This window comes from Massilia oculi, assembly GCF_017582745.1.
Classification (GTDB): Bacteria; Pseudomonadota; Gammaproteobacteria; order Burkholderiales; family Burkholderiaceae_D; genus Telluria; species Telluria oculi_A.
The window spans coordinates 244,059-261,188 of the sequence record NZ_JAFVIM010000004.1 but is presented as its reverse complement, the minus strand read 5'-3'; the positions used below and the strand labels follow the sequence as shown (position 1 = coordinate 261,188).

Annotated in this window: 13 protein-coding genes and 7 tRNA genes; 10 read left to right on the top strand and 10 right to left on the bottom strand. The window is 66.3% G+C overall.

The window, feature by feature from the left end:
- Positions 1–23 precede the first annotated feature (23 nt).
- The 5 genes from J3U95_RS06990 (at position 24) to J3U95_RS06970 (ending at position 3,671) form a co-directional block, all read left to right on the top strand.
- Positions 24–100, top strand: a tRNA-Met gene (locus tag J3U95_RS06990).
- A gap of 65 nt (positions 101–165) precedes the next feature.
- Complete coding sequence (locus tag J3U95_RS06985) at positions 166–423, top strand: hypothetical protein (protein ID WP_208277902.1); 258 nt, start codon at positions 166–168, stop codon at positions 421–423.
- A 28-nt stretch (positions 424–451) separates the two neighbouring features.
- A complete protein-coding gene (gene dbpA / locus J3U95_RS06980) occupies positions 452–1,861 on the top strand; it encodes an ATP-dependent RNA helicase DbpA (protein ID WP_208277901.1) in 1,410 nt (469 codons plus the stop codon).
- Between the two features lie 128 nt (positions 1,862–1,989).
- Positions 1,990–3,183, top strand: coding sequence for a serine/threonine-protein kinase (locus J3U95_RS06975; RefSeq protein WP_208277900.1), 1,194 nt, complete (start codon positions 1,990–1,992; stop codon positions 3,181–3,183).
- On the top strand, positions 3,180–3,671 hold the full coding sequence (locus J3U95_RS06970) for a TssQ family T6SS-associated lipoprotein (protein WP_208277899.1): 492 nt from the start codon (positions 3,180–3,182) through the stop codon (positions 3,669–3,671). The genes J3U95_RS06975 and J3U95_RS06970 overlap by 4 nt, the downstream gene beginning before the upstream one ends.
- On the opposite strand, the gene J3U95_RS06965 is transcribed toward J3U95_RS06970, so the two are convergent.
- On the bottom strand, positions 3,668–5,269 hold the full coding sequence (locus J3U95_RS06965) for an amidase (RefSeq protein ID WP_208277898.1): 1,602 nt from the start codon (positions 5,267–5,269) through the stop codon (positions 3,668–3,670). The genes J3U95_RS06970 and J3U95_RS06965 overlap by 4 nt on opposite strands.
- Positions 5,270–5,456: 187 nt before the next feature.
- Between J3U95_RS06965 and ilvD the strand changes: the two genes are divergently transcribed.
- Entirely contained in the window at positions 5,457–7,319 is a 1,863-nt protein-coding gene (gene ilvD / locus J3U95_RS06960) for a dihydroxy-acid dehydratase (RefSeq protein WP_208277897.1), read from the top strand.
- 239 nt (positions 7,320–7,558) lie between these two features.
- Entirely contained in the window at positions 7,559–8,824 is a 1,266-nt protein-coding gene (locus J3U95_RS06955) for an HD-GYP domain-containing protein (RefSeq protein WP_208277896.1), read from the top strand.
- A gap of 216 nt (positions 8,825–9,040) precedes the next feature.
- Here J3U95_RS06955 and J3U95_RS06950 read toward each other — a convergent pair whose 3' ends face one another.
- Together J3U95_RS06950 and earP are read right to left on the bottom strand one after the other, a co-directional pair.
- On the bottom strand, positions 9,041–9,616 hold the full coding sequence (locus J3U95_RS06950; RefSeq protein ID WP_005666727.1) for an elongation factor P: 576 nt from the start codon (positions 9,614–9,616) through the stop codon (positions 9,041–9,043).
- Positions 9,617–9,723: 107 nt separating this feature from the next.
- Positions 9,724–10,899, bottom strand: a complete 1,176-nt coding sequence (gene earP / locus J3U95_RS06945) for an elongation factor P maturation arginine rhamnosyltransferase EarP (RefSeq protein ID WP_208277895.1) — start codon at positions 10,897–10,899, stop codon at positions 9,724–9,726.
- A gap of 359 nt (positions 10,900–11,258) precedes the next feature.
- Here earP and J3U95_RS06940 point away from each other — a divergent pair, with 359 nt between their 5' ends.
- From J3U95_RS06940 to J3U95_RS06930, 3 genes are all read left to right on the top strand, one after another.
- On the top strand, positions 11,259–12,206 hold the full coding sequence (locus J3U95_RS06940; protein WP_208277894.1) for a hypothetical protein: 948 nt from the start codon (positions 11,259–11,261) through the stop codon (positions 12,204–12,206).
- A 125-nt stretch (positions 12,207–12,331) separates the two neighbouring features.
- Positions 12,332–12,586: a hypothetical protein gene (locus J3U95_RS06935; RefSeq protein ID WP_208277893.1), complete on the top strand. Its 255-nt coding sequence runs from the start codon at positions 12,332–12,334 to the stop codon at positions 12,584–12,586.
- Positions 12,587–12,610: 24 nt separating this feature from the next.
- Entirely contained in the window at positions 12,611–14,503 is a 1,893-nt protein-coding gene (locus J3U95_RS06930; RefSeq protein WP_208277892.1) for a S8 family serine peptidase, read from the top strand.
- Positions 14,504–14,606: 103 nt separating this feature from the next.
- Here J3U95_RS06930 and J3U95_RS06925 read toward each other — a convergent pair.
- The 7 genes from J3U95_RS06925 to gltX all read right to left on the bottom strand — a co-directional run bounded on the left by J3U95_RS06925 (position 14,607) and on the right by gltX (position 17,109).
- Positions 14,607–14,682 (bottom strand) — tRNA-Glu (locus J3U95_RS06925).
- Between the two features lie 121 nt (positions 14,683–14,803).
- Positions 14,804–14,879: transfer RNA gene (locus tag J3U95_RS06920), tRNA-Glu, on the bottom strand.
- Positions 14,880–14,955: 76 nt separating this feature from the next.
- Positions 14,956–15,031: transfer RNA gene (locus J3U95_RS06915), tRNA-Glu, on the bottom strand.
- Between the two features lie 40 nt (positions 15,032–15,071).
- Positions 15,072–15,147 (bottom strand) — tRNA-Ala (locus tag J3U95_RS06910).
- Between the two features lie 87 nt (positions 15,148–15,234).
- Positions 15,235–15,310: transfer RNA gene (locus tag J3U95_RS06905), tRNA-Glu, on the bottom strand.
- A gap of 56 nt (positions 15,311–15,366) precedes the next feature.
- Positions 15,367–15,442, bottom strand: a tRNA-Ala gene (locus J3U95_RS06900).
- Between the two features lie 275 nt (positions 15,443–15,717).
- On the bottom strand, positions 15,718–17,109 hold the full coding sequence (gene gltX / locus J3U95_RS06895) for a glutamate--tRNA ligase (RefSeq protein ID WP_208277891.1): 1,392 nt from the start codon (positions 17,107–17,109) through the stop codon (positions 15,718–15,720).
- Positions 17,110–17,130: the final 21 nt, after the last annotated feature.

The following is a 17,130-nucleotide window of genomic DNA, read 5'->3' as shown; positions in this document are numbered from 1 at the left end:
GGCGCTATACTATCGTTCTCAGACGCGGGGTGGAGCAGTCTGGCAGCTCGTCGGGCTCATAACCCGAAGGTCACAGGTTCAAATCCTGTCCCCGCAACCAAATTCAATACGAAGCCCGACTCAACGAGCCGGGCTTTTGTTTTCTGCGGCAACAAAAGGCAGAGGATGAGAGACAAGAAAGACAACGCAACGTTCGACCTGCCGGGCTTCGAGCCGGCCGCGCCGCTCGTTCCGCTGCCTGGCTCGAATCCCGAACAGAATCCGGCGCCCAAGCGCACCGGCCCTCGTCCGCGCCGCATCGCGCTCAAGCAAGAGCAGCTTCACCTGCTCGAAGAAACCGACACCACCGGCCTGCCCGTCTGGAAGCGCGACGACAAACTCGACCTGACCGGCCTGCCGGTCTGGGCGCCCGATCCCGAATAGCCCGGCCCTGCCGGCTGGAGGCTTAGCCATGCAATCCGACTCGTTCACCTCGCTGTCCCTCGAACCGCGTTTCCTCGCCAACCTGGCCACCCTCGGCTACCACCACATGACGCAAGTGCAGGCCGAGACCCTGCCGTCGGTGCTGGCCGGGCGCGACCTGATCGCCCAGGCCAAGACCGGCAGCGGCAAGACCGCGGCCTTCGGCATCGGCATCCTGAACAAGCTCAATCCGGCCTGGTTCGCGGTGCAGGGCCTGGTGCTGTGCCCGACGCGCGAACTGGCCGACCAGGTCGCGGGCGAATTGCGGCGCCTGGCGCGCGGCGTCGGCAACGTCAAGATCCTGACCCTGACCGGCGGCGTGTCGATGCGTCCGCAGATCGCTTCGCTCGAGCATGGCGCCCACATCGTGGTCGGCACCCCGGGCCGCATCCGCGACCACCTGGGCCGCGCCACGCTCGACCTGTCGAAGGTGCAGACCCTGGTGCTCGACGAAGCCGACCGCATGACCGACATGGGCTTTTACGACGAGATCGCGGGCATCGTCTCGGCCACGCCGGTCCATCGCCAGACCCTGCTGTTCTCGGCGACCTACCCGGACGATATCCGCTTCGCCACCGCCGGCTTCCTGCGCGACCCGCTCGAAGTGACGGTCGAGGGCCAGCACAGCCTGGAGGCGATCGACCAGCGCTTCTACGAGATCGGTTTCGAAGGCCGCGAGGAAGCAGTGGGCCGCCTGCTCAAGGCGCATCGCCCGGTGTCGGCCCTCGCCTTCTGCAATACCAAGGCGCGCTGCCGCGAACTGGCCGACAGCCTGCAGGCGCAGGGCTTCTCGGCGCTGGCGCTGTACGGCGAACTGGAACAGCAGGAACGCGACGAGATCCTGGTGCTGTTCAGTAACCGCAGCTGCTCGGTGCTGGTGGCCACCGACGTCGCCGCGCGCGGCCTCGACATCGCCGACCTCGACACCGTGATCAACGTCGACGTCTCGCGCGACCCCGAAGTCCACGTGCACCGCGTCGGCCGCACCGGCCGCGCCGGCGCGAGCGGCATGGCGCACACGCTGGTGGCGCCGAACGAAAAGAAATGGGTGCGCCTGGTCGAGGAATACCAGAACCAGGAAGCGATCTGGGAAAACCTGGACGCGCTGGGCGAGCACCAGGAACCGGCCGCGCCGGCGCCGATGGTGACCCTGTGCGTGGCCGGCGGCAAGAAGGCCAAGCTGCGCCCGGGCGACCTGCTGGGCGCCCTGACCGGCGACGCCGGCCTGACCCGCGAGCAGGTCGGCAAGATCAATATCGGCGAGTTCAACAGCTATATCGCGCTGGAGCGCACCATTGCGCAGGCCGCGGTCGCGCGCCTGGGGCAAGGCGATGCGCCGGGACCGGGCTTCGGCGCCATCAAGGGCCGCTGGTTCAAGATGCGCTTCGTGGAAGTCTGAACGCCCGCAATGCATTTGTAACTACCGCGCACGGTTGAGCGGGACAGCGCCATTCCTGGCGCAATTCTGGCATTATTTGCAACAAATAAACATTCACCGGACGCCGCTCCAGCGTCCGGCACGATGCCATGATAAGTCCCGACACCGCAGCACAGCAGCTCGACGGCCGTACCGTCCGCGAAATCGTCGAGCACAACCACGAAATGGTCAGCGAAGCCTGGTGCCGCCGCATCGTGCGCCAGGTGCTGCAATCGCTCGAGGTGCAATATGGCATGCGCATGCCGCACCGCCTGATCACGCCCGACACCCTGCTCATCCTCGATTCGGGCGACCCGATGCTGCTGCCCAGCTCGGACGAAGAGCCGGACCCCGACGCGCTGCCCGAGATCGAGGCGCGCGACGTGCACGACCTGGCCGCCGTGGTGCACTATGCGGTAACGCTCGACCTCGTGCCCACCACGCCGCTGCGCGGCCGCCCGCTCGGCGACTATAGCGAATCCTTCATCGAGGCCATCGACCGCTGCCTGGCGCCCGATCCGGCGCTGCGGCCGCGCACCATCGAGCAGATGCGCGAACTGCTGGGCATCGTCGTGCTCGCGCCGCCGCCTGCGGCGTTATTGCCGCCGGAAGAAGACGACGCCGGGATCGTGCAAGCGGCAGCGCCTGCCGATGTGCCGACGGAGCCGGTCGTCACACCGCTCCCCCCTCCTGCGCCCGTGCACGTGCCCCAGACCCGTTCCGCGCCCGATCCTGCCGCGGCCCCTGCCACCACCGAACGCCCACGGCGCTGGCTGTTGATCGGCATCGCCGCCCTGGTCGTGGCGGCGGCGCTGGCCGCCCTGTTCGCGCTGCTGCGCCAGGCCGACTCCAGCGACGCGCTGGCCCTGTCCGTGCCGCCCGCGCTCGAAGACCCATACAACGCCTCCGAGGCGCCGCTGGTGGCGCTGCCCCAGGAACCCGCTCCCCGGCTCGAAGGCCCGGTGATCGACGAAACCGCCTCCGGCGCGCCGGTCGCGCCGCCGCCCGCACCGGATGCCGCGGTGCCGCCCACCGCCGTCCAGCTCGCGCCCAGGGGCACTCCGCCCGAGGCGGCCGTCGCCGGCACTACCTATACGCTGGCGGTCAAACCCTGGGGCACGATCGTCGTCGACGGCGTCGCGCGCGGCGCCAGCCCGCCGCTCAGGCGCATCACGCTGCCGCCGGGCGAGCACACGATCCGCATCGTCAACCCGAGCTTCCCGGAACACACCGTCACCGTGCACTCGGTCGAAGGCCAGGCGGGCACGATCGAACTTGATTTCACCGAGGAGGCAGCACATTGAGTATCGTTACCATGAGCCGCGCGGCGACACTGGCCGCGCTGGCGCTGGCCGCAACCACATTGGTGGGTTGCGCCCAATTCGGCCCCATGTTCGGCGGACAGGAGAAAGCCCGGCCGCATCCGCGCGCCGACGGCGCCAAGCCACGCGCCCAGCGCGCGCAGCAGGCGAGCCGTCCCGCCGCGCCGGCGCCGAAACGCGACGACGTCGCACTGCGCGAAGGCATCGCGCTCTACGACAAGGGCGACTACGACGGCGCGATCCGGCGCCTGAACGGCAGCGACATGAATGGCGCCGGCCAGCGTGAACGGCTGACCGCCCTCAAGTACACCGCCTTCAGCTATTGCGTGACGGGCCGCCAGGCGCTGTGCCGCCAGACTTTCGACCGCGCGTTCAAGCTCGACCCGTCCTTCGATCTCGGCCCGGGCGAACATGGGCACCCGCAGTGGGGACCGGTGTTCGCGCAGGCCAAGCAGGCGGTCAAGCACTAGACCCTGATGTGTGCAGGATAGGTTGGCGCCCTGCGCCGCCGGCCGGCCTGCTCATAGGCATAGGCCATGGCGATCAGCGCCGGCTCGCTCCAGGCCTTGCCGACGAAGGACAGGCCGACCGGCAGCCCGTGCAGCAGGCCGGCCGGCACCGTGACGTGCGGATAGCCGGCCACCGCCGCCGGCGACGAAAAGCTGCTGCCGTAATGGTCGCCGTTGATGTAGTCGGTCAGCCAGGCCGGCCCGCCGGTCGGCGCGACCAGGGCGTCGAGCTTGCGGTCGCGCAGCACCTGCTCCAGTCCCTTGTCGCGCGCATAGCGCCGGTTGTTGGCCAGCGCCTTCACGTAGTCGCGCGCGTCCAGGCCACCTTTCGACTGGGCCGCGATCAGGTGTTCCTGGCCGAAGTAAGGCATCTCCCGCTTCGCATTGCGCACGTTGAAGTCGATGATGTCGGCCATGGTCTTGACCGGCGCATGCGGCGCATAGGCCGCCAGCCAGGCCTCGAGGTCGGGCCGGAATTCGTGCAGCAGCACCGTCAGCTCGGTCTCGCCATACTTGTCGCTGTTGGGGATCGTGACGTCCTCCAGGATCGCGCCCTGCTCCCTCAGCAGGGTCAGCTCTTTTTCGATCAGGGCATTCACCCCTTCATTGGCGCCGAAGAAGTCGCGCGCCACGCCCAGGCGCTTGCCGCGCAGGCCATCCTTGCGCAGGAAGCTGGCATAGTTGACGCGCGGCGCCTTGGCGGTGACCGCGTCTTGCGGATCGGGACCGGCCAGCGCGCCCAGCAGGAAGGCGGCGTCGGCCACGCTGCGCGTCATCGGGCCGGCCGTGTCCTGCGAGTGCGCGATCGGGATGATGCCGGCGCGGCTGACCAGGCCCAGGGTCGGCTTGATGCCGACGATGCCGCAGCTCGAGCTGGGCGAGACGATCGAGCCGTCGGTCTCGGTGCCCACCGCCAGCGTGGCCAGGCTGGCCGCCATGGCCGCCGCCGAGCCGGAACTCGAACCGCTGGTGTTGCGGTCGAGCGCATACGGGTTGCGGGTCTGGCCGCCGCGCGCGCTCCAGCCGCTGGTCGAGCGCACCGAGCGCATATTTGCCCATTCCGACAGATTGGTCTTGCCGAGGATGACCGCGCCGGCGCTGCGCAGCCGCGCGACCAGGTGGGCGTCGCGCGCGGCGCGCACGCCGTCCAGCGCCAGCGAGCCGGCGGTGGTGCACATCTTGTCGCCGGTGGCGATATTGTCCTTCAATAGCACCGGGATGCCGTGCAGCGGGCCGCGCAGCTTGCCGGCCTTGCGCTCGCGGTCGCGTTCCCGGGCGATCTCGAGCGCGTCGGGGTTCAGCTCGATCACCGAACGCAGGCGCGGGCCGGCGCAGTCGACGGCCTCGATGCGGGCCAGGTAACGAGCGGCGAGTGCCTGCGCCGTCAGCTTGCCGGCGCGCATGGCCTGCTGCTGGAGTTGCACGCCGGCTTCGAGCATCGGGTCGGGCTTGAACCTCGTGGATGCCGGCTTCTGCGCGGTCGCGGCCACTGCCAGGCCAGATGTTCCCGCGGCCGCGCCGGCCGCCAAACCCAGTCGTACAAAATCCCTGCGCTCCATGCCCCGCCACTCCATGTATTACAAAGCAATAGCATAGCAGCACAAGCACAGCAACACGACAGCCTGCGCCGCAGCACTTGTGTGATACGCAGAACCACTTACAGGCGACACCATCATATATTGGACAAATCCAGTCCCAGCCTTCACCCTGATGCCATCATTGTTTTTCGCATATGCAGGAGCATCCATGCCGACCTACCGTTCGCACACCACCACCCAGGGCCGCAATATGGCCGGAGCCCGCGCGCTGTGGCGCGCCACCGGCATGAAGGATGGCGACTTCGACAAGCCGATCATCGCCGTCGTCAATTCATTCACCCAGTTCGTGCCCGGCCACGTGCACCTGAAAGACCTGGGCCAGCTGGTCGCGCGCGAGATCGAGGCGGCCGGCGGCGTGGCCAAGGAATTCAATACCATCGCGGTCGACGACGGCATCGCCATGGGCCATGGCGGCATGCTGTATTCGCTGCCCTCGCGCGACCTGATCGCCGACTCGGTCGAGTACATGGTCAATGCCCACTGCGCCGACGCCATGGTGTGCATCTCGAACTGCGACAAGATCACGCCCGGCATGCTGATGGCCGCGATGCGCCTGAACATCCCGACCGTGTTCGTCTCGGGCGGCCCGATGGAGGCCGGCAAGGTGGTCAAGGTGGTCAACAACGAGCGCAAGGTGATCAAGCTCGACCTGATCGACGCCATGATCAAGGCCGGCGACGCCAGCGTGTCCGACGCCGACGTGGCGGAAGTGGAACGCTCGGCCTGCCCGACCTGCGGCTCGTGTTCCGGCATGTTCACCGCCAACTCCATGAACTGCCTGACCGAGGCGCTCGGCCTGTCCTTGCCGGGCAACGGCACCATCGTCGCCACCCACGCCGACCGCAAGGAACTGTTCCTGCGCGCCGGCCGCCTGGTGGTCGAACTGGCGAAACGGCACTACGAGGGCGACGATTATTCCGTGCTGCCGCGCTCGATCGCCACCAAGGCCGCGTTCGAGAACGCGATGGCGCTCGACGTCTCGATGGGCGGCTCGACCAATACCGTGCTGCACCTGCTGGCCGCCGCGCACGAGGCGCAGGTCGAGTTCACGATGGCCGACATCGACCGCATCTCGCGCCAGGTGCCCTGCCTGTGCAAGGTCGCGCCGATGACCGATAAATTCCACATCGAGGACGTGCACCGCGCCGGCGGCATCACGGCGATCCTGGGCGAGCTGGCGCGCGCCGGCCTGCTCGACACCTCGCTGCCGACCGTGCACAGCCCGAGTATTCAAGCGGCGATCGAGAAATACGACATCAAGCGCAGCGACGACCCCGAGGTGCACCGCTGGTTCCGCGCGGCGCCGGGCGGCGTGCCGACCCAGGTGGCGTTCTCGCAATCGGAACGCTACGAACAGAACGACCTGGACCGCGCCAGCGGCTGCATCCGCGACCGCGCGCACGCCTACTCGCAGGACGGCGGCCTGGCGGTCCTGTACGGAAACATCGCCGAGAAGGGCTGCATCGTCAAGACCGCCGGCGTCGACGAAAGCATCCTCAAGTTCTCCGGCAAGGCGCGCGTGTTCGAGAGCCAGGACGCGGCGGTGGAAGCGATCCTCGGCGACACTGTGCATGCGGGCGACGTGGTCATCATCCGCTACGAAGGCCCGAAAGGCGGGCCGGGCATGCAGGAGATGCTCTACCCGACCTCGTACATCAAGTCGAAGGGTCTGGGCAAGGCTTGCGCGCTGTTCACCGACGGCCGCTTCTCGGGCGGTTCGTCGGGCCTGGTGATCGGCCACGCCTCGCCGGAAGCTGCGGAAGGCGGCGCCATCGGGCTGGTGGAAGAAGGCGACCTGATCGACATCGACATCCCGGCGCGTACCATCAACCTGCGCGTGACTGCCGAGGAGCTGGCGCACCGGCGCGCGGCGATGGAAGCGCGCGGCCATGACGCGTGGCAGCCGGTCGACCGCGAGCGCTACGTGTCGCAGGCATTGCAGGCGTATGCGGCGCTGACGACCTCGGCCGACCGTGGGGCGGTGCGCGACCTGTCGCAGCTGCGGCGCTGACAGCACCAGGATAGAAAAAACGCTGCCAGGGTAGTAATGCCGTTCAGTTAAGACTGAACGGCATTTTTTTTGGCGCTGTCATCGCTAGCGTCCGGTTCTCCGGATCGATATAAATTCGATATCAAGGATTTCCGTGCGGCATCTTTCTGGCAAATGTTATATGATTGCTTGTGGGCTAGTTGCCAAATGGCAAACAGCAAATTTCATTCGATCGCTCTCGATCTTTCAACAGGCACTTCATGACCGACCACCGACCCGGCGCCGTCGTCAACGAACACTACCTCGACAAGGTGCTGGCGCTTTCCGAAGAAGTCGGCGTCACCGCTACCGAGGACATCTACGATACCCACGGTAACAAGTTGCTCGCAAAAGGCGCGCAGGTATCGCGCCGGCTGCAGGAACGACTGATCGTGCACCGCTTGCGCAAACCGATCGAATCCTGCATCGCCGTCGATGGCGCCATCGACGCGCGCTCGCTGGCCGGTTGCGCGATGCGCGCGGTCGAGGAATCGGCCGCGCTCGGCGCCATCCTCTCCCTGTCGGGCATCACCGGCGACGCCCTGCAGCGCGAATTCGACGCGCTCGAATTCTCCCCGCCGCTGGCGATGATGCTGACCATGATCGACCGCGGCGACCCCACTGGGCTGCGCCACGTGGCCGAAGTGGCGACGCTGGCGCTGGCATTCGCCGCGCACGCCGGCTTGGGGCCGGACCTGCGCCGCATCAGCGCCATGGCCGGCGTGCTGCACGATATCGGCGAGCTGTACATCGACCCCGAGCTGCTGCGCGTCAACCACGTGCTGGCGCCTGAAGAATGGGCGCATGTGATCGTCCATCCACAGATCGGTCGCTTGCTGATCCAGGATCTGGGCGATTGCCCGCCAGCGGTGGCGATCGCAGTCGCAGAGCATCACGAGCGCCTGAACGGCACCGGTTACCCGCGCGCCATGGTGGTGGGACAAAGCAGCACCGCCGGCCAGCTGGTCGCGGGCGCGGAACTGATTGCCGGCCTGCTGCACGAGCCGAATCCCCTGCAGCGCGCCGACATGGCGCTGAAGGTCGTCAGCGGTGAACATCCGCGCACCATCTCGGCCCTGGTGTCGCAGGCCGGCCGCAAGCTCGGCGGCGATGACTTCGGGCTCGAAGTGACGGGGATCGACGAAGACGAGATCATGCGCCTGTCCGAACGGATGAGCGAGGCGACCGACATGGCTGCCGAGATCGCTCGCGGCGGCGCGATCGCGCCCAAGCACCTCGACCTGCTGCTGCGCACGCGCGAACGGCTGGCGCTGGTGCAGCGCGCCTTCATGGCTACCGGCCTGGACATGCGCATCGCAGTCACGGAAAGTGCGCCGCCCAGCGCCGCGGAACTCTTCGAAGGCGAACTGGCACTGCGCGAGATCAGCTGGCGCGTGCGCGACATCGGGCGCGACCTGGCGCTGCAGCTGGGGCCGGCGCGCACGTCGATCAAGGGTGTCGAGCACTTGCTGGCGTTGATGTGCTGACGACTGCCTGTCGCCTGCAATCCGGTACTGCTGGAGATGGCCAGGGGCGCGATTGCTGGCGAACGACTACGTCAACGCCTGCTCTCGAATGAAGAACGGCCCGGTCGACAACTCGACCGGGCCGTGAAGGCCTTACCTCAGCGTCATACTGTTCGTGTCCCGCAACGGGACCCTGACCGGCAATACTGCCGAGGCAGCGTTTCTTGGCAGCAGTGCTTAGTTACGCACGACTTTCTTGTACTCGTTGGTACGGGTGTCGATCTCGATCGTGTCGTCCTGGCTCACGAACAGCGGCACCATGATGGTGTGCTGGTGGGCTTCGATCGCGTTCTCCAGCTTGGCTTCCTTCAGGACGTTGCCCGAGGTGTTGCCCTTGACAGCCGGCTCCGAGTACACGATCTGGCGAGCGATGATGGTCGGCAGCTCGACCGAGATGGCCTTGCCGTCATAGAACACGGCTTCGCATTCCATACCGTCTTTCAGGTAGTGCAGCGCGTCGCCCAGGTTTTCTTCTTCGATTTCGTACTGGTTGTACTCTTCGTCCATGAAGACGTACAGCGGGTCGGCGAAGTACGAGTAGGTGACCGGCTTCTTGTCCAGCACGACCACGTCGAACTTGTCGTCGCCGCGGAACACGTTTTCCAGCGGTGCGTTGGTCAGAAGATTCTTCATCTTCCACTTGTAGGTGAAGCCGGTGCGGCTCGAGCCGTTGACGTCGGAACGCAGCACGATGAATGGCTTTTCATCAACCATGATGATGTTGCCAACACGAATTTCTTTTGCGGGTTTCATAGGTATTTTACGTAAAAAGATAGTTGCATTAAATCATCGCGGGCTGGTGACTGAGAGCCTCGGAACCTGCGTTTGATCGTCGGAATCCGTTAGAAACTAACCGGGCATTATACTCGGTTTTCCTGTGCCTGCCCCAGCTCGCGCACGAAATCGAGCAGCTTCGTCGCCAAATCGCCATGGGCGGTGACCTGTTCGCGCCAGGCTTCGGCCTGCTCCGCGATACGCGGCAGCTCGGCTTCCAGCGCCGTCCAGGCGGCCGCCCAGTCACCGATCTCGCGCGCCCCGTTCCAGCCGAGCATGAAGGCATCCAGCGCCGGCAGCGCCCGCGCGTAGGCCTGCAGGAAGGCGCGCAGCTTCTTGTGGTGCAGCTGCTCGTCCTGCGGATAGATGTGCCAGACGAACGGGCGCCCCGCCCATTGTGCGCGCACCCAGGAATCCTCGCCGCGCACGAAGTTCAGGTCGCAGGACCACAGCAGCAGGTCGTAGTCCTCCTGCGGCACGAAGGGCAGCACCTTCAGCGTCAGCGCGCCGCGGGTGGCGCTGGCGCCGGCCACTGCCGCGCCGCCGAGGAAGGCCTCGACCTGGGCGCGCGCCACGCCCTCGGGCACCAGGCACAGGGTCGGCCGCGCCGCCCGGCGCCAGGTCCCGAACAAGGCATCGACCGGCGCCTCGGGATAGCAGAACAGCGACACCTTGCGCCGGGCCGCCTCCTCCGGCGCCACCCCAAGGCGGGCCAGGAAGGCGGCGGCCTGGGCCGGATCCTGCTGAAAGGCGCGCCGCCGCGCGTCGAGGCCGGCTTCATACAGCAGTCCGCCGGTGCGCTCGTTAAAGCCGGGGAAGAAGAAGTGCTTGGTCAGCTTCAGCCGCGGATGCATCGACGGCAGCCGGTGGCAGCCCTCGACCCACTCCTCGGCCGTCAAGCCTTCGTAGTTGATCCAGACCGGACGCGGCGTGCGCGCCGCCATCGCCGCGACCCAGGACGGCGGCAGCTCGCAGCCGAAGAACTCGATGACGACGTCGGGGATGTCGCCGACGCCATACACCTCGTCCTGGCCGCGCCAGTGGCGTACGGCGACGCCCTGCACCGTCTGCGCCGTGGCGCCCGGGTCGACTTCCGGGCAGATGCGGCGAAAACTCGCGAGGTCGTCCACCCACAGCGTGACCGCGACCCCGTGCTCGTGGCGCAACTGGCGCGCCAGGCGCCAGCAGATGCCGATGTCGCCGTAGTTGTCGACGACCTTGCAAAAGATGGCCAGCGACGGCGCGGAAGAGTTCTGGAACATGGGTAATCAGTGGGCCCGTCAGGCGGCGGTGGCAGGGGCCGCCATTCTAACGCCATCCGACAAAATATCCCTGAGCACAGTGCGGTGCGCGACGAAACTTGGGCGTTTCTGGCGCGCGTCTGCGTTATCGCAATGACCAAAACGGAAGTGCGCCTCGACCACCAGGAGCCAAAAACTTCGCCATCGACGCCCGGTCGAACAGCCTACCTGCAGGGAAGGCGGCCTCGATGGCAGCCCTTCCTGCCCATCGCCTCGCGCCTTTCCCTTGCGGCGCGAACAATGTGAACACCGCCGATCGTGGCAGGCGCCAACCCGCTTCCTGCCTGCCGCGATACGGCCGACTACCTGGAGGAGTTACCATGAACGAGTATCAACAAGCAGGCTATCCACAGCAATTCGGACCGCAGCAATTCGGACCGCAGCAATTCGGACCACAGCAATTCGGACCACAGCAGTTTGCACCGCAATCGCTGGGCAGCATGTTCGGTGCGCCACTGGGCGGCCTGATCGGTCGCGGCATCGGCGGCCTGTTCAACAACCCGGGCCTGGGCGGTCGCTTCGGCGAAATGGCCGGCGGCTTGCTGGGTCGGCTGTCGCCGCTGTCGGCCGATCCGTCGGGCGGCCTGGGCGGGCAACAACTGGACCCGCAACAATTGCAAGAGCTGCAGCAACTACAGCAGCTCCAGCAATTGCAGCAGATGCAACAGCAAGCGCAGCAGCAAGGCCAGCTCGCCCCGCAAGGCTTCTTCGGCAATCTGATCAGCACGATCGGCAAGCCGGCCGGCGCCCTCATCGGCAATATGACCGGCAACCGCACCCTGGGCAACATCATCAGCGAAGGCTCCAGCTACGGGCGCTATGTGCCGTTCGGGGCCGACCCTCAGGGCCAGCAACAAGGCCAGCAAGCATCGCCGCTGGTCCAGCTGCAGCAACTGCAAGCGCTGCACCAGCAGTTGCATCAGGCACTGCAGCAAATCCAGCAGCAGCACGCGGTACTTCAACAGCAAGTCGCCCAGCAAGGCGGCCAGCAAGGTGGCCAGATCGCGCCGCAAGGCTGGATCGGCAATGCCATCAGCCAGTTCGCACGCCCGGTCGGCGGCTTCATCGGCGAGCAACTCGGTAACCAGGGCCTGGGCGCCGCGATCGGCAATGTCGCCAGCCAGCTGGGCCGCTACGTGCCGCTCGGGGCCGATCCCTACAGCCAGCAGCAGTACGGCCAGCAGCAATTGGGCCAGCAGTTCGGCGGCCAGCAAATGCCGTACGGTGGCCAGCAGATGCCTTACGGTGGTCAGCAAACCGTGCATTGAACCGGCCGCTGAGCGCTGGATGCGCAATGCTTGACGCTGATTGCCTAACGCTTATTACCTAACGATCTTGCGCAGGCCCGCCGCGGGTATCCGCCAGCGGCAGCCCGGCGCTCAGGAGTCCCGCCATGCCGGCATCCCTGCCTCCCACGCTCGGCCGCTACATCGTGCGCGCCGCCAACGATGACAACGCACTTGCCAAGTTTCTCGCGACCCTGGGCACTGAACCAGGCGTGCAATTGGTCGACACTATCGGCCCCTCTTCCGGGCCGCCGCACACGGCCGTCGTCGAGACCGACGCCCCGACCGCCGAGCGGCTGCGGCAACAGACTCTTCACCAGTTAACGATCGAACCGGACCAGCCGCTCTCGCTTTCCGACTGAGCGGTCCCGGGCAAAGGACATCCCATGCCAAAACATACGAAAGGCTCCGCCGGCGAAGCCCAGGACACGCCCAACCCGACTCCTGACGGCGCAGGAGTCAAGCGCACCGCAGCCACGGCAGGCGCCATCAATGGCGCCACGGCCATCGCACGCGGCCGACCGGTCGCCGAACGCAAGAAAAAATACCTGGTCGCGCCACGCACGGCCCTCACCGGCGCCTTCGGCACCAGCAGCTGGGTCGCGCCGCTGGGCCTGTCGGCCGTCCAGCAGGCCCTGCACGCCCTGCCCGACATCGACGTGGTCGACACCATCGCCACCCGCGGCGGCATGGCGCCGGCCGGCTTCGGCCCGTCCGCCATGGGCGAGCCCGCCGACGGCGTGGTGGTGGCGCGCATGACCGACCAGAAGGCGGGCGAGCTGCTGCAGCGCGGCCAGGGCCGGTTGCTGGTCGAGCGCGACCAGCACCTCGAACTGCTCGACCCCATGCTCCGCCGCCCCGACCTCGTCAGTTCGCTGACGCCCTACCGGGGACCGCAGGCCGAGCTGCTGCTCGCCGTGGTCGGCAAGGATGGCGCGCCGCTGCCCGACGTCGAGGTCTCGCTGTTCGGCGGTGCGCTGCCGAGCTCTGCGGTTACCGGCGCCGACGGGGTGGCCCGCCTGCGCCTGTATGGCGCGGACGCGCACACGATCAGCGGCCTGTACGTCAAGCCGCGCACCGATTACTGGAGCCTCTACCAGCGCGACCCCGACCTGAGCCTGGACGAACCGAATGCCGTCATGCTGCGCCCGCTGGCCGATTGGCCGGCCTTGCAGGGCATGCCGCAGCAGAGCGCCATGGGCTGGGGCGCCCGCGCCATGCGTCTCGACCAGGTGCCCCAGCAATTCCGCGGCCGCGGCATCAAGATCGCCGTCATCGATTCCGGCGCCGCCACCACGCATGGCAACCTCAACCAGATCCATGCCGGATTCGACGTCGTCAACAAGCAAGTCGACCGCTCCACCTGGAACGTCGATACGCTCGGGCACGGCTCGCACTGCGCCGGCGTGATCGCCGCCGCCGATCCGGCCTGGGGCATACGCGGCTTCGCGCCCGAGGCCGAGATCCACGTCTGCAAGCTGTTCCCCGGCGGCCAGGTCAGCCAGTTGATCGATGCGCTTGAATACTGCATCGAACAGGGAATCGACGTCGTCAACATGAGCCTGGGCGGTGGATCGCCATCCGAAGCGCTGGAGCGGCAGATCTTGCGCGCCAAGCAGGCCGGCGTCGCCTGCATCGCCGCCGCGGGCAACTCGGCATCGGCCGTCCAGTATCCGGCTTCGTCGCCGCATGTGCTGGCGGTGGCGGCGATCGGCAAGATCGGCGAGTTCCCGCCCGATAGCTACCATGCGGAAACCCTCAGCCCGGACACCGATATGCAGGGTTTCTTTACGGCCAAGTTCAGCTGCTTCGGGCCGCAGGTCGACGTCTGCGCGCCGGGCGTGGCCGTGGTGTCGTCCGTTCCGCCCAATAACTTCGCGGCCTGGGACGGCACCTCGATGGCGGCGCCCCACGTCACCGGTCTTGCCGCCCTGGTGCTGGCGCACCGGCCCGAGTTCCAGTCCATGTCGCTGCCGCGCTCGCCTGAGCGGGTCGAGCGCCTGTTCCAGGTCTTGCGAATGAGCGCGCGCCCCGTCACGCAGAGCGATCCGAACCGCATCGGTTATGGCTTGCCGGACGCCCTGGTGGCGCTGGGCCTGACCATGGCGCAGTCCAGCATGGCATGGCAAGGTGCGGCCGCCAGTTTCGGCATTCCCGCCGGGATGTTTGCGGCGTCACCAGGCGACGGCGCCCGCCTGGGCATGGGACCACCCGGCAGCGGCGGCCAGGCGGGAACGATGCAATACCCATTCGTGAGCTTGCGGCCGTCGGGATGGTGATACCGTTCAAGAGATGGCAGCCGTCAGGGTGGTAGAGCAAAAGACGGCGCAAAAAAGAAAAACCGGAGCCCCGCTCTCGCGGCCGGCTCCGGCTTACCTGGTATGGCGTCCCCACGGGGATTCGAACCCCGGTACTCACCGTGAAAGGGTGATGTCCTAGGCCTCTAGACGATGGGGACCTAAAACTGTACTGCTGCTACTCTACTACCGCTTCGCCCATACAGGCGCGCAACTGCCAACACAATAGAAAAACCGGAGCACCTCTCCGCGCATGCGCGTTGGTCTACTCCGGTTTTAAGCTGGCGTCCCCACGGGGATTCGAACCCCGGTACTCACCGTGAAAGGGTGATGTCCTAGGCCTCTAGACGATGGGGACCTAAAACTGCACAAAACTTAAACTACCGACTACCTTGCCATGCGCCGCCGCTGGCGCGGCGCATTTGCCAAATTCTTGGCGTCCCCACGGGGATTCGAACCCCGGTACTCACCGTGAAAGGGTGATGTCCTAGGCCTCTAGACGATAGGGACCCTAGTAACTTCCGATACTGCCTACTGCTGTTTTCCATCGTGGTGGAGGTAAGCGGGATCGAACCGCTGACCTCTTGCATGCCATGCAAGCGCTCTCCCAGCTGAGCTATACCCCCTACGAGAAAACAACATTTTACTACACTGTTACTGCTTCGACTAGTGCCGCTTGCGCTGCCTTCGTCCGGTCATTCTTGCCAGTTACCTGGCGTCCCCACGGGGATTCGAACCCCGGTACTCACCGTGAAAGGGTGATGTCCTAGGCCTCTAGACGATAGGGACCGGGAACAACCGCTTACTGCTTTTACTGCTCTACTACCTTACTGCCACTTCAGAGTTGGTGGAGGTAAGCGGGATCGAACCGCTGACCTCTTGCATGCCATGCAAGCGCTCTCCCAGCTGAGCTATACCCCCGCAGCGCTGAAGTGCGAGCATTATATAGGACGACCTTGCATTTCGCAAAGTCCGTTTTTAGCGTTTGTGGTCAGCGCCATTCAACGTCTTTTCTTGCGGTGGGTCGGCGGGGCTTCCCGCCGACGCGGCGATCGTTATCGGTGCCGGTATCGCGCCGGATGATCTTGCTGCCAACCATCCGTTGTCGGCTCCGTTACAGGGCCGGATGATCTTGCTGCCAACATTCACCGCGTCGGCGGCGCAGCCGCCGACCCTACGCCTTCCTGCAAGCCTTCTTACAGCCCCTTCTGCACGCGCGCCAGCACGACGTCACGGCCGAACAGCTCCAGCACCGCATCGATCGCCGGCGTCTGCAGCTGGCCCGTCAACAGCAGGCGCAGCGGCATGGCCAGTTGCGGCATCTTGAGGCTGTGGGCGGCCAGCACTTCCTTCAACATGGCGGCCAGCGCCGCCTTGTTCCACTCCACGGTGGCAGAGCGCTCGGCGAAGGTGGCCAGCGCGGCGCGCACGGCGTCGGTCAGGTGCAGGGCCAGCAATTCCGGATCCGGCTGCGGATCGCGGTAGAACAGCATCGCCGCGTCGGCCAGCTCGTTGATCGTGTTGACGCGTTCCTTCATCAGGCCCAGCACGGTCGGCAGCGCCGGGGCGCCCTCGAAGCGCGCGCCGTCGCGCTCCAGCTTCGGCAGCGCCAGCTGCGCCAGGCGCTCGTTGTCGGTCTGCTTGATATAGTGATTGTTCAGCCAGCCCAGCTTTTCGGGATTGAACTGGGCCGCCGATGCGGTCAGGTGTTCCAGGTTGAACCACTCGGTGAACTGCTGCATCGAGAAGAGTTCGTCGTCGCCGTGGCTCCAGCCCAGGCGCGCCAGGTAGTTCAGCATCGCTTCCGGCAGATAGCCCTGCTCCGGGTATTCCATCACGCTCACCGCGCCGTGGCGCTTGGACAGCTTCTGGCCGTCGGCGCCCAGGATCATCGGCAGATGGCCATACTGCGGCAGCTCGGCGCCGAGCGCGCGCAGGATGTTGATCTGGCGCGGGGTGTTGTTCACGTGGTCGTCGCCGCGCAGCACGTGAGTGATCTTCATGTCCCAGTCGTCGACCGCGACGCAGAAGTTATAGGTCGGGGTGCCGTCCGGACGCGCGATGACCAGGTCGTCCAGCTCCTTGTTGCCGATCGTGATCGGGCCCTTGACCACATCAAGCCAGGTCACTTCGCCGTCCAATGGGTTCTTGAAGCGCACTACCGGCTTGACGCCTTCCGGCACGCTTGGGAGGGTCTTGCCCGGTTCCGGCCGCCAGGTGCCGTCGTAGCGCGGCTTTTCGCCGGCCGCGCGCATGCGCTCGCGCATCGCCTCGACTTCTTCCGGCGAGCAGTAGCACAGATAGGCGGAGCCGGCGTCCAGCATGCCCTTGACCACCTCGCGATAGCGGTCCATGCGCTGCATCTGGTAGAACGGGCCTTCGTCGTGCTCCAGGCCCAGCCACTTCATGCCGTCCAGGATCGCCTGCACCGCTTCCGGCGTCGAACGTTCGAGGTCGGTGTCCTCGATGCGCAGGATGAAGGTGCCGCCGAAGTGGCGGGCATAGGCCCAGGAATACAGCGCGGTGCGCGCGCCGCCCAGGTGGAGGTAGCCGGTCGGGCTGGGAGCGAATCGGGTGCGAACGGTCATGGCAGAAAGCAATCAGGTAAA